We start from the raw sequence: 12286 nt of genomic DNA, 5'->3' as shown, positions 1-12286 counted from the left end.
TTGCCCGGACCTGTTCCAATACTGGGGGTAGTAAAACATGTTGATAGAGTGGCTGTTAGAGCTTAAAGATAGCATAGATCGCCATGGCATACGGTGGGGGATTTTATTCGCGTTGTATGCAGTCTATCGCAAGGAACGGCGTAACTACCTCCTAGATAAACGTGACGAGGCCATTTTTCATAATCAACGTATCATCATGGAGAGATTGGAGTGTTCTGATCAATGGCGTGGACAAGTAAAGGCATCGAACTACGAGGATCTTCTGAACTTAAGGAGATCCTTTTCATCGTCACAAATGGATATACGCCAGGGAAACCAATTAAGGAGAGTGAGAAGGATGTTAAAAGCTCTACTATCAAGTTTCAGTAAGAAATTAGCAGCATTAATCATTGCGGCAGCAGTTACAGCACTTAACAATAAGTTTGGATTTGAACTCAACACAGATGCTATCTACGGCCTATACGCTGTGACCATCGCCTATATTGCTGGGCAATCGCACGTAGATGCTAAGAAAGCTATTTCCAAAGCGGCCAACTCTATAGCTGCAGCTGTAACGGAATCAGCAGCCACGACAGACGGTTCACCAATTCAAACAATTACCGCTATGCCAATGAGCTACAATGAAATGCTCCCATACCTTCAAGACATAAATAAAGACCTCACAGACGTGTATGACGCATTGAAAAGCGGTAGGTATAACGACCAGACACAACGTGCGTTAAACATTGCCATGACCGTACATGAGTACCTTAAAACCCAGAACAAGGGGGCATAAATATGCAGCAAAGAAACCCTCAAAACGCTCAGGGTATCGACGTTTCCCACTGGCAAGGGTCTATAGATTGGGCAAAAGTAAGAGCGGCTAATTACTCCTTCGCCATCATGAAAGCGACAGAAGGAACAGGCATGATTGATGATACCTTAGCAGTCAATGTCGTGGCCGCTAGGGAAGTCGGAATGGCTGTTGGTGTGTATCACTTCTGCCGTGCTTCCAACGTCTCAGAAGCCATTGCAGAGGCCAAGGTGTTTGGTAATGTGCTGGATAGTTTAGGTGGCATTGCAGCCATCGACATACCGCCTATTTTGGACATTGAGACTGTACATGCGAAGACTCAAGCGGAGATCGTTGCCATATCCCATGCATGGCTAGAGGCTATTGAGAAGCGTTTTAATGTGCGGGCAATGATCTACTCGTTCCCATTCTTCATGGATCAGTACCTTGACGAATCATTATCGAAGTATCCGCTCTGGTACGCCAATTACGGAGACACATTAGGCCAAGATCGATGCGGCTGGAGTGAGTGGACATTCCAACAATACACAGACAAGGGCGCGGTGCCGGGTATTAGCGGATATGTAGACTTGAACGAATACAAAGGGAGCGTGGAAGAGTTGATGAATCGTATTAGTGCTGAGGATGCGAATAAGATCATTGAACGATGGCTATCACATGCATATGAGCATGCATCTGAGGCAGATAAAGCAGAACGTCACAGGTTAGCAAATGAATTGCGAAAAGCTTCTGGACAACCTACACAATAAATGGTAATATTTAGTCAATCGCAAAGCATGCGTCGAAGAAGCCTAGTATGGGAAAGCATCCCTGCTAGGCTTTTTTGTGTTTAAAAATCCTTATTCTCCAGCATACTCCTCTGTATCACCACGACCTGACCGTCCTCGTAAATGTCCACAAAGTAGTCTACACCATTGTTGCGCTTATACGTATATACCGCATAAGGCCGTTCTCTGCCATTCCAGCCGAAGAAAGTGAGTTTGCCGTACCGGTTGAAGTAATCCTTTGCTTCCTCCAGCGATGTGAATTTAGGTAGTTTGGATATGTCTACGTTGCTTTTTTTCATCTAATCCTCTTTTAGAATTTCCTTAATTGTATCTAATGGACCGTATTCCATGCGATCATCCAAAACCTTTTTAGCGTAATCTAACGCTTCCTTTAACCGTTCTACTTCATTGAGTAGATATTCGATATCATCTTGCGTGGTTGAATCGTGTTCGCTAAACATTGAGTAAAAATAATGTTGTTTACGTTTTTTAATCTCTTCCAGTCTGCTCATTGGTTATCTGTCTCCTTTACCACTTTAACTGTTCCGCATTTTGGACAAGCGAATAACCAGACTTGTTTTCCATTTATCATCGTCATACCATTAACTGGGGAATTGTAAATATATAAATCAATTGGTAAAAACGGATCATCTCCGACATTTAATGTGATACCGTCGCCCCAGTCCTCTTGTTTGTGTTCGTATCCGCATAAACATTTCATATTTCATCATTCTCCTTTACCCAAATTTTTCTCAAATCCGTACCTGTTACTTCCTCGATCATATAAACCTTATCCAACGTAGGCAAGGACCCTTTATTCCACGCGCTCACAGTGGACTGGCTTACACCCATTTTTTCCGCAAATTCCAATTGACTCATATTTATATCAGCAAGCACAGCTTTAAGTCTGCATCGTAAAATCATCGTTATCACCTCTACATATATATTCGCCAAAAGACAAGTGAATCCTCTAATAAATAAAATAAAACTCAAATAAATTAAAGTGGACACGCATAGTTCGACAAGCTTCCCTAATATGTTATAACAAATGACTAACAAGGAGGCTATCACATGATCGTTGACGTTCTATTCGCGGCATTCCTTGCAGAGTTGGCGCGCGCTGCCTATTACACCAGAAAGGAGCAGAAGAGGAAGGAGCGCACACTGGACAGTTTCGGAGAGATCCTGCAGAACTCCAGCACAATGGAGGAGCTATCGAGTAACCTCTACGCTGACAAGGCGAATAACCCCGTGTTATACAAGAAAATCAAGCAAACGTGGATGATTAGGCTGTATAACAAATTGGCGAAGGAGTGAGCAACGTGGCTGAAAAAAGATTATACATGATGTGTCCATTCAGAAAAGAACTTGACGACGATATTAAACAAAAGTATTTCGCCATCCCCGAAGGTAAGCGATCAGATGCCCTACGCGATGCATTCCGACTATACTGCGGCATAGATAAGAAACTCGTATACGAAGCATCAGAGAAGCCGATCAAACCACCAGCACGACCACCGCTTATCACGAAAGGAGGGGTTACCAATGGAAATAGCGTTCACAATACTCGGACTTGGCGCCCTTGACGCGATTATCACCGGTGTTCTAAAGGAAGCTAAGCAGCAAAACAAGATAATCTTCGTGCGGATATCGATGTATCTCACTGTAGCTATAATCGTGTTAGTTGAGGTGTCAAAACTCATAAACTACGCGAGGGTGGTGTTTGGGATATGATCCTTTTTGCTTTGGGAGCTGCATGTATGGTGGCGAGTATAGGGAGCGCGGTGGTGCTCTCCAAGGCTGGGGGCTCGACTCCGAAAGATACGCTTCACACTTGCTTCACTCGGGCCCGACTATTCATCAGGCAGCGAAACGATAAAGATTGGGTGTACACGTACCCAGCGGTCAACGGGCATGAGGTGTTTGAGGATCGGCAAGAGTACACGTTTACTTTACCCATCGGCGTAGATCCAGAAAGGCTGCATAGGCATTTTTGGGTGTTTGAACAGGGGTACGGACCGCATATCGATATTACCGGAGACACCGCAACCTTTACTCTTAAGGTGTTTAACAAGGGGATAAGTCAGTTCTCTTACAACGTGTTAGACATTCCGTTAGATGGCATGCATCTACCTATTGTCGTCGGCCGATCGAGAGCCGGTTGGGAAGTATACGACATGGTGGAGAACCCTCATTTGCTTATAGCTGGGGAAACGGGCAGCGGTAAGAGTACGCAACTACGGGCGATCATTACGACGCTTATTCTGACGAAGACACCAGATGAGTTGGAGCTGTACCTTGCGGACCTAAAGCGAAGCGAGTTCCACGTGTTCAAAAACTCTCCACATGTTAAGGCCGTAGTTGTGGATAAGGATGATCTCAAACAGGTACTTGGATACATTTCAGTAGAGATGAAACGGCGCGGTGATTTGTGCGATGAGTACGGAGTGTCACACGTTACAGACTTAGCATTTAAGCTGCCATTCATTATCTTAGCGATAGATGAAGTTGCATTGCTGAAAAAGGATAAGCAGCTCATGCCGCTGATTGAGGATATTGGAAGTGTTGGCCGGGCATTAGGTGTGTTCCTCATCATCTCCATGCAAAGACCTGATGCTCAACTTTTGGGGGGCTCCATCAAATCTAACTTAACTGTACGAATGGCGTTTAAGCACGCAGATGGAGTCAATTCGCAGATAACACTTAACTCGACTGGTGCTGAGGATATCAAGGATGAGGAACGAGGGTTGATGCTGCTTAAACATAATGGGTTGAAGAAGGTACAGGGGCCGTTTCTGAGTCTGATGGAGGCTAAGAAATTGCTGAAAGGTCGTGAGTAAAATTCCATATTGCATTCCTTCATTATATAGATTAATCTCTTATGGTGGATATGTCTTCATAAAGCAGGAAAACACACGCGTCAGCCTGGTAGCGCGCACCCTTGGGGTGGGTGAGGTCGCACGTTCGAATCGTGTTACTCCGATTATGACAAAGACATCGAATGTCCGATGTCTTTTTCTCATGAAGAGGCTTGTTCCATAACAGATAGAACTTCTTAGAAGATTTAGGGGGAACGGTCTTGAATAAGTTGAAATTGAACACGCTCGTGAAATCGCAAGATTGGACGATGTTTGGCATTATCGCTTCTATTTACTTGGTTTGGCGCATCGGTACGGTCGGGAACTGGAGTAAGGAATGTTGGATCCTGCTGTTAATTTGTTTATTAGGTGTCCGTAAAGACCAAGTTGACGTGGATTGGACACGATTCTTTCTTTTTGGTATTCCATTACTTGGCGTATTTTATTACTTCTACGGAACAGGAAATGGTTTCTGGTGGAGAATCGCCAATTGGATGTTTGAGAATAACCGCCATCCGTGGCATTGGGATCAGTATATGAACGCAATTCCGTTGAATACGGGCGGATGGGCGAGATGGATTGCAACCCCTTTTCTAGATAAAGCGATGGTTTGGATTTATAATTACGGCTTTGTCTTATCTTTGTGGATCTGCATTGTGCGGAGCTTCTGGACACGCAGTATTAAAAAAATGCTTTCTTATGCATTATCCGGCCACATGCTGCAATTCCCGCTTATTTTGCCCTTTTACAATTTAATCTTATTGCATGAAGTCTGGTATGTTAATAAGCAGCCTGATTTATTACACCGAGTTTTTGCGGATGAAAACTCATTACTAGTGGCTACGATGAACTGTTTTCCTAGTATGCATACGTCTATTTCTTTTGCTATGCTTCTTCTCGCCCTACGAGAAAAGGACCGTATATTCAAAACGATGATGGTCACATACTGCGCGGCAATTATTTTCTCAACCTTGTACCTACAAATTCATTGGCTGATTGATGTATTCGCGGGTATGCTATTTGCTTACGGCACAGTTAAGCTTTCTGATTTTCTCATTCGCTTAGGATCCAAAAATGTGCTATCAACTGCATTTAAGAAATTTTACCAAAAGGGAACGAAATCAGCTTCAAATGAAATTACGGTTTAAGGCTGGTTGACTTCCCGATGCTTTTTTTGGCATCATGATGTATAGGATTGTAGTTAAGGCAAGAACGGAGGATGGAAATGGAACAATCGAATAAATCGAATAATCCGAATACGAATGGCAATGAATATTTCGTTATTAAAGCTAAGGATAATGGTGTACATGTCATTGGTTTAACTCGTGGTCAAGATACTCGCTTTCATCATACAGAAAAGCTGGACAAGGGCGAAGTCATGATAGCTCAGTTCACGGAGCATACATCCGCAGTAAAGGTTAGAGGCAAGGCAATTATTATGACCAAGTACGGTACGATTGACACAGAAGAATAATTTATAATTGTTAAAGCAGGCATAGCCTGCTTTTTTTCTTTGTACAATGGTGTATAGGGCTTGGAACTATAGAATGCTTAGTTGTTTCGTTTTGTGCTTGCAAAGTGTAGGAGGTGCTTGTTCATGAAATGGTCGATGCGTGTTGTGATGACGTTAGGTCTATCCATTATTATGGTCGTCTGTCTATCTATACTTCCAAAGATGGATCGTTCCACAGGGTTAGGCTCGCCTTATAATTGGTCAAGCAATCGTGCAGGGGAGCTCACAAATAATAATATGGTAGATTTACTGGTGCAAGTCCCACTTCAATTGCGAATTCGCAAAGTCGAGCTGAGCAGCTCCCGCATGTCCCTTGATTTGAGCTTACCGAAAAACGCGGATTCAGCAGCTGTCTATCGAGATTTATACACAATCGCACAAACCATGATCACCAAAACAAAAAATGTCAATCAAATATGGGTTCGTGTCATCGATTACTCGGGTGTTACAGATTCAACCTCTACACAGCTTGTGCTAGCAATGGTTGCTGAGCGTGAATATGGGAAGGATATGGAGAAGAATGCGAATGAACTCAGCCTTATTCAACTTGAGCAGCAATTACAAAACCGTTTTCGTATCACATACACCTCTAAATGGCAGCAAAGATATCCCTTATAATTAAATGTGCTTCTATGTACGTGTTATGATATAATGACTTGAATTGAGCATGTTTTGAACATAAATGATTTGGCACACGGTTACGGAGGCTTTTGCATGAATTCTTATCGGATCCCAGAGATCGCTAAGCAATACACAGAGTATGATATGATTCAAAATCACACAGACTTGCCCGATTTTCCGGAGCTTCGCACACGTCTGTTGTTTGCATTCTTGAACGGAAACAGTAAATTTAGTTCTTCAAGCGAGTTGTATACGCTAGCTACGTCGCTTGTTCAACTAGCGCTCGATACCCACGATTTGGTTACGGCTTCCAATGATATCAAAGAGAAAAAAGCAGCAAGATCAAGGCAGTTAAAAGTTCTTGCAGGGGATTATTTCAGTTCCCGCTTTTACAATCTCCTTGCTCAGGCAGGCCAGATCGATATGATTAAACAGTTATCGAATGCAATCTGTGAAGTCAACCGTCTTAAGATGAATATCTACATGAAAATGAAGCAATTGAAATTGACGGCAGAAGATTACATCCACCTAACCGTGGAAATTAAATCTCAGCTGTTTTTGTCTTTCTCTGAATTTATGACTGAGGTGTATGATCAAGCATGGCCTGATATTCTGAGAAGCTATGCAAAGTGCGAGGTTTTATTTGAAGAAATTTTCCGCGTTGAATCTGCGGCGAATTTCAAAGACAGCTGGGGATTCTGGCACATTCTACAGCATGGTACGAAAGAAGAACGGAAGCAGCTGCATGCGGAAGAAGCCGATCAAGCCAGACTTCGTACACTCATTCATAAATATAATATTACTTCACAGCTTTATCAGATGCTGGAATCCCACACCAAGCAATTACAGTCCAAAGTACAGCAACTTGAATCAGATAAACTAATAAGTGAACTGTTTCACATTGGGGAGCCGTTTCTTCGATTCTCAGCGAAGCAGCCCAAAGTGCTAGAAGAAATTTGAGGTGACAGCCAAGATGAATATGACAAAAACAAATAGCAAAACGAATACAACCAAAACCAAAGAAGAGTTCGTGCACTCTGTCTTTGAAAGTATTGCACCCAAATATGATCTTATGAACAGTATCCTAAGCTTTCGTAGGCATAAAGCATGGCGTAAATTCACAATGAAGAAGATGAACGTGAAGCCTGGGGAGACAGCTATTGACTTGTGCTGTGGTACATGCGACTGGACGATCAGTCTTGCTCAGGCGAGTGGAAGCGGTAAGATGGTTGGGCTGGATTTTAGCCAAAACATGCTGGATTACGGTGCTGAGAAAATCAAGCAGCTTCACTTGGATCAGCAGATTGAGCTAATTCAAGGTAATGCGATGAGTCTTCCGTTTGACGACAATACGTTTGATTACGCAACTATCGGATTTGCTCTTCGTAATGTTCCCGATTTGGAGCAGGTCATCCGTGAAATGCAGCGTGTCGTTAAGCCAGGAGGGCTAGTTGTCTCTTTAGAGCTCTCTAAGCCAACTTGGCAGCCATTCAAGTCCATTTATTATTTTTATTTTCAACGTGTACTGCCTTTTTTGGGCAAGCTAATTGTAAAGAAGTACGAGCAGTACAAGTGGCTGCCGGAGTCACTAATCCATTTTCCGGATCATAAACAGTTAGCCGCTATTTTTACGAACCAAGGATTGGAACATGTACAGGCTTACCCATTAACAGGCGGGGTTGCTGCCTTGCATATAGGTACCAAGGGGAAAACGAAATCAGGAGTGTAGTCAGCATATGTTTACTAAATTGAAAATCTTTTTGGAAATGATTAAATTTGAGCACAGTGTGTTTGCATTGCCTTTTGCTTTCATGGGAGCAATTCTAGGCTCAGTCGTATTAAATGGACATTTACCTAGTTGGGCCCAGATCGGTTGGATAACACTAGCTATGGTTGGAGCGAGAACGGCAGCGATGGCCTTGAATCGTGTGATTGATAAAGCCATTGACAAAAGAAATCCAAGGACGGAGAATCGAGCCATTCCCGCGGGGCTTATCTCCATTCAGCAGGTTATTATCTATATTATCATTTCGTTTGCAATGCTTTTCTGGGCAACCTCTAATTTAAGCTCTTTATCCATGAAACTGCTGCCTATTGCAGTGTTTTTTCTTGTCTTTTACTCGTACACCAAAAGATTTACATGGACTTGCCACTTTGTCTTAGGTTTGACATTAGGGTTAGCTCCGCTTGGGGGCTGGATTGCCGTAACCGGTCAATTTACATGGTCTTCTATTATTTTTTACTTGACGGTAGTATGTTGGAGCGCTGGTTTCGATCTGATTTATGCTTGCCAAGATGCCGAGTTTGATCGGAATGAAGGTCTGCATTCCTTACCAAGCCGATTTGGGATCAAGGCAGCCTTGAATACGGCTCGTGTCCTACATGTACTCACAGCTGTTGGTTTAGTCACTTTGTTTTTCATTACACATTTGAGTTGGTTCTATTTAATTGGCCTCGTTATCGCTTATTTTATTTTGTATAAAGAACATCGGCTTGTTTCACCGCAAGACTTGTCCAAATTAAACACAGCGTTTTTCACTATGAACGGTGTACTGAGCTTAGTGATGTTTGCCTTCACGTTACTTGATGTGTTAGTGAGTCAGCATTCATGAGCGGCAACTGGGTAGTAGGAATCACTGGTGCTAGTGGTGCTATCTATGGCGTGAGGCTTAGCCAAGTGCTGCTGGATCAAGGTTTAAACGTGCATCTCATCGTTACGGATGCAGGTTGGAGAGTACTGCATGATGAATTGGATTGGAATGCAGGCAAACGCCAAGAAATGCTGCAGGAACATTTCGGCGGACGAGCAGGTTCCTTTGACTATCATCCAATTGCTGATATTGGAGCAACCGTGGCCAGTGGATCTTTTCGGACCAAGGGCATGGTTGTTATTCCTTGCTCAATGGGAACTTTATCTGGGATCGCTCACGGTTCATCAGATAATTTATTGGAGCGAACAGCGGATGTCATGCTCAAAGAAGGAAGAAAATTAATCCTGGTTCCAAGGGAAACGCCATTACACGCCATACATTTGGAGAACATGTTAACCTTGTCGAGAATGGGCGTACGCATGCTTCCGGCTATGCCGGCCTTTTATAATCGTCCGCGCTCAATCGATGAGATGGTCGATTTTTTGGTGGGTAAAGTACTGGATAGCATGGACATTGAACATTCCTTGTACCGAAGATGGGGAGATAACAATGAGCAACCTAGACCCTAAAATACGAATTGGCCGAATTAATTATACAAACGTTTGGCCGATCTACTATTACTTTCCTGAACTTATGAATAGCTCAGAGGTCGACATTATTGAACAAGTCCCAACCTCACTTAATCAAGAAATGGCTGCTGGGAACATCGATATGGGGCCCATTTCTTCCTTTGCTTACGGAGAATCCTTTGAAAATTACGTGCTGTACCCGGATCTTTCAGTTAGCGCCTATGGAGAAGTGAATTCCATTCTATTATTCCATGAAAAGCCGTTACGCGAAATTGCGAATGGTCATATTGTGTTGCCAACAACCTCAGCTACGTCGGTGAATTTACTCAAAATCATTCTCCAAAAATTCTATAATGGGAATCCGACATATGAATACGCGAAACCCAATTTAGAAGAGATGATGGAAAAAGCAGACGGGGCTTTATTGATCGGAGACGATGCAATTAAAGAGAGTTGGCGCAATAAAACGTATATGATTACGGATCTTGGGCAAGAATGGGCCAAATGGACAGGACAATGGATGTCATTTGCTGTATGGGCGATTCGTAAAGAGACAACTGAGAAGTATCCGGAACTAGTTGCTGCAGCTTTTGAAGCCTTCATGGCGAGTAAAGCCCAGGCACACCAAAATCCGGAAGAGATGATACTCGAAGCACAAAGTACAGTAGGTGGAACATCTCAATATTGGCATCATTATTTTCATACGCTATGTTATGATTTTGCATCGGAACAATGGGAAGGACTAGCTACGTATTACAAGTACTGTTATGAGCTTGGTTTCCTGCCGAAGCCGGTAAGCATTGAGTTATGGACAGAGAAAAAGAACGCACGGGTGACAGAATGAAAAATCTAATGGAAATCTATACACGAAAGAAAAAGGATATAGCGGCAATCGAAAAAGAGCTCGAAGAAAGCGTGTATACAGATCATGCGATGCTTCGAGAAACTTCTATGCACTTACTGAAAGCGGGAGGGAAGCGGATTCGCCCCGTCTTTGTTCTGCTTTCAGGCGAGTTTGGGAGCTATCAGCTCCAAACGATGAAGCATGTCGCGGTACCGCTCGAGCTCATTCATATGGCATCGCTTGTTCATGATGATGTGATTGACGATGCAAACACAAGACGTGGACAATTGACGGTTCGATCCAAATGGGATAATCGAATTGCTATGTTCACGGGGGATTATATTTTTGCCAAAGCTTTAGGTGTCATTACTCAAATTCATAAGCCGGCAGTCCATCAAATTATGTCTAAAGCCATCGTAGAGATGTCAATTGGGGAAATGGAACAAATTCGTTTCTTTTTCCAATCAGAGCAGACAATTCGAGATTACTTATTACGGATTAGACGTAAAACGGCACTGTTAATTGCTATTTCATGCCAATTAGGGGCTATGGCGGCGGATGCACCTGACTGGATAAGCAGCAAGCTGTATGCTTTTGGCTATAACGTAGGTATGGTGTTTCAAATACGAGATGATATTCTGGATTTAATCGGTACGGAAAAGCAAATCGGTAAACCGCCGGGCAGCGACGTCAAACAAGGAAACATAACGTTACCTGTCCTGCTCGCGATGCAGGATCCCTCCTTGAAGCCGCTCATTTTGTCTGAATTAGACCGTATACATAAGCTGGATGGACAAACGGATGTCAGTCGATTCTTGGATATGATCCGTGGCAGTGAAGGGATAGATAAAGCAGAAATACTTTCTCAGAAGTATCTCGATAAGGCCATAGCCTCTCTGGACAAGCTGCCAAATGTACAAGCCAAGAAAGACCTCATTGAAATTGCACATTTTATTGGAAATCGTTCTTATTAATGTATTGTTTCTTCGATTTGAGAAAAGCTGCCAAAAAGTGTAAACTAGTGGAGAATACATAGATTGAAGTTGAATAAGTTTATGCACAAGTTTTCTTGCGAAAACTATAAGGAGGAAGTCCTTACATGGAAAAAACATTCTTAATGGTTAAACCGGATGGCGTACAACGCGGCCTTGTAGGCGAAATAGTAAAGCGCTTTGAACAGAAGGGCTTTCAATTAATCGGCAGCAAGCTAACTGTTATCTCGAGGGAGCAAGCCGAGCTTCACTATGCGGAGCATAAAGGCAAAGATTTTTTCGAAAGACTTGTGACGTTTATTACGTCTGGACCCGTATTCGCGATGGTATGGCAAGGGGAACAAGTCATTGCCCTATCCCGAACAATGATTGGGAAAACGAATTCTCTTGAAGCCGCTCCGGGAACAATACGCGGTGACTTTGCGGTACATACGCATTTAAATCTCATTCATGGTTCGGATTCACCTGAAAGCGCTGAGCGCGAAATTAGCAATTTCTTTAAATCGGACGAGCTTTTTGAATACAATAAAGTCATTCAACAATGGATTTAGTTAACAAAAATCAAAGAACCTGACATCTTTAATGATGTGGGTTCTTTTTTTTGTCGTATTATAAAGGATTTTGATATTTGCTTACAGAATGTATGTTACTTCAGGATAAACGACTACGTCGTCCCTA

Annotated in this window: 18 protein-coding genes; 15 read left to right on the top strand and 3 right to left on the bottom strand. The window is 42.9% G+C overall.

What is annotated here, in order from left to right:
- The first annotated feature begins 37 nt into the window (after positions 1–37).
- Complete coding sequence (locus AC58U0_RS05985) at positions 38–775, top strand: hypothetical protein (RefSeq protein WP_497378078.1); 738 nt, start codon at positions 38–40, stop codon at positions 773–775.
- 2 nt (positions 776–777) lie between these two features.
- A complete protein-coding gene (locus AC58U0_RS05980) occupies positions 778–1542 on the top strand; it encodes a glycoside hydrolase family 25 protein (RefSeq protein WP_497378077.1) in 765 nt (254 codons plus the stop codon).
- An 80-nt stretch (positions 1543–1622) separates the two neighbouring features.
- Here the strand turns inward: AC58U0_RS05980 and AC58U0_RS05975 are convergent, their stop codons facing one another.
- From AC58U0_RS05975 to AC58U0_RS05965, 3 genes are all read right to left on the bottom strand, one after another.
- Positions 1623–1859 carry a hypothetical protein gene (locus AC58U0_RS05975; RefSeq protein WP_497378076.1) on the bottom strand — a complete coding sequence of 79 codons (237 nt, stop codon included), beginning with the start codon at positions 1857–1859 and terminating at the stop codon, positions 1623–1625.
- Positions 1860–2072, bottom strand: coding sequence for a hypothetical protein (locus AC58U0_RS05970; protein WP_497378075.1), 213 nt, complete (start codon positions 2070–2072; stop codon positions 1860–1862).
- A gap of 205 nt (positions 2073–2277) precedes the next feature.
- Entirely contained in the window at positions 2278–2484 is a 207-nt protein-coding gene (locus tag AC58U0_RS05965; RefSeq protein ID WP_497378074.1) for a helix-turn-helix transcriptional regulator, read from the bottom strand.
- A 147-nt stretch (positions 2485–2631) separates the two neighbouring features.
- Between AC58U0_RS05965 and AC58U0_RS05960 the strand changes: the two genes are divergently transcribed.
- The 13 genes from AC58U0_RS05960 (at position 2632) to ndk (ending at position 12159) form a co-directional block, all read left to right on the top strand.
- The gene (locus AC58U0_RS05960) at positions 2632–2877 is read left to right on the top strand and encodes a hypothetical protein (RefSeq protein WP_497378073.1); all 246 of its coding nucleotides are present in this window, start codon (positions 2632–2634) and stop codon (positions 2875–2877) included.
- A gap of 228 nt (positions 2878–3105) precedes the next feature.
- Positions 3106–3294 (top strand): hypothetical protein, encoded by a 189-nt coding sequence (locus AC58U0_RS05955; RefSeq protein WP_497378072.1) that lies wholly within the window; start codon positions 3106–3108, stop codon positions 3292–3294.
- A gap of 26 nt (positions 3295–3320) precedes the next feature.
- Positions 3321–4400: an FtsK/SpoIIIE domain-containing protein gene (locus tag AC58U0_RS05950; protein ID WP_497378071.1), complete on the top strand. Its 1080-nt coding sequence runs from the start codon at positions 3321–3323 to the stop codon at positions 4398–4400.
- Positions 4401–4639: 239 nt separating this feature from the next.
- A complete protein-coding gene (locus AC58U0_RS05945) occupies positions 4640–5566 on the top strand; it encodes a phosphatase PAP2 family protein (RefSeq protein WP_497378070.1) in 927 nt (308 codons plus the stop codon).
- 77 nt (positions 5567–5643) lie between these two features.
- On the top strand, positions 5644–5892 hold the full coding sequence (gene mtrB / locus AC58U0_RS05940) for a trp RNA-binding attenuation protein MtrB (RefSeq protein ID WP_056838064.1): 249 nt from the start codon (positions 5644–5646) through the stop codon (positions 5890–5892).
- A gap of 123 nt (positions 5893–6015) precedes the next feature.
- Positions 6016–6549 (top strand): hypothetical protein, encoded by a 534-nt coding sequence (locus AC58U0_RS05935; protein ID WP_497378069.1) that lies wholly within the window; start codon positions 6016–6018, stop codon positions 6547–6549.
- A gap of 96 nt (positions 6550–6645) precedes the next feature.
- Complete coding sequence (locus tag AC58U0_RS05930) at positions 6646–7512, top strand: heptaprenyl diphosphate synthase component 1 (protein WP_497378068.1); 867 nt, start codon at positions 6646–6648, stop codon at positions 7510–7512.
- Positions 7513–7531: 19 nt separating this feature from the next.
- Positions 7532–8281 carry a demethylmenaquinone methyltransferase gene (locus AC58U0_RS05925; protein ID WP_057301861.1) on the top strand — a complete coding sequence of 250 codons (750 nt, stop codon included), beginning with the start codon at positions 7532–7534 and terminating at the stop codon, positions 8279–8281.
- A gap of 7 nt (positions 8282–8288) precedes the next feature.
- Complete coding sequence (locus AC58U0_RS05920) at positions 8289–9164, top strand: UbiA-like polyprenyltransferase (protein WP_497378067.1); 876 nt, start codon at positions 8289–8291, stop codon at positions 9162–9164.
- Positions 9161–9772 carry a UbiX family flavin prenyltransferase gene (locus AC58U0_RS05915; RefSeq protein WP_173184553.1) on the top strand — a complete coding sequence of 204 codons (612 nt, stop codon included), beginning with the start codon at positions 9161–9163 and terminating at the stop codon, positions 9770–9772. The genes AC58U0_RS05920 and AC58U0_RS05915 overlap by 4 nt, the downstream gene beginning before the upstream one ends.
- Complete coding sequence (locus AC58U0_RS05910; protein ID WP_497378066.1) at positions 9753–10616, top strand: menaquinone biosynthetic enzyme MqnA/MqnD family protein; 864 nt, start codon at positions 9753–9755, stop codon at positions 10614–10616. The genes AC58U0_RS05915 and AC58U0_RS05910 overlap by 20 nt, the downstream gene beginning before the upstream one ends.
- Entirely contained in the window at positions 10613–11590 is a 978-nt protein-coding gene (locus AC58U0_RS05905) for a polyprenyl synthetase family protein (protein WP_057301807.1), read from the top strand. The genes AC58U0_RS05910 and AC58U0_RS05905 overlap by 4 nt, the downstream gene beginning before the upstream one ends.
- A gap of 125 nt (positions 11591–11715) precedes the next feature.
- Entirely contained in the window at positions 11716–12159 is a 444-nt protein-coding gene (gene ndk / locus AC58U0_RS05900; protein ID WP_047674192.1) for a nucleoside-diphosphate kinase, read from the top strand.
- Positions 12160–12286: the final 127 nt, after the last annotated feature.

It is taken from the genome of Paenibacillus sp. J31P190, from assembly GCF_059692075.1.
Note: the sequence above shows the minus strand (reverse complement) of the source record. Positions and strands in the feature narration are given on the sequence as shown.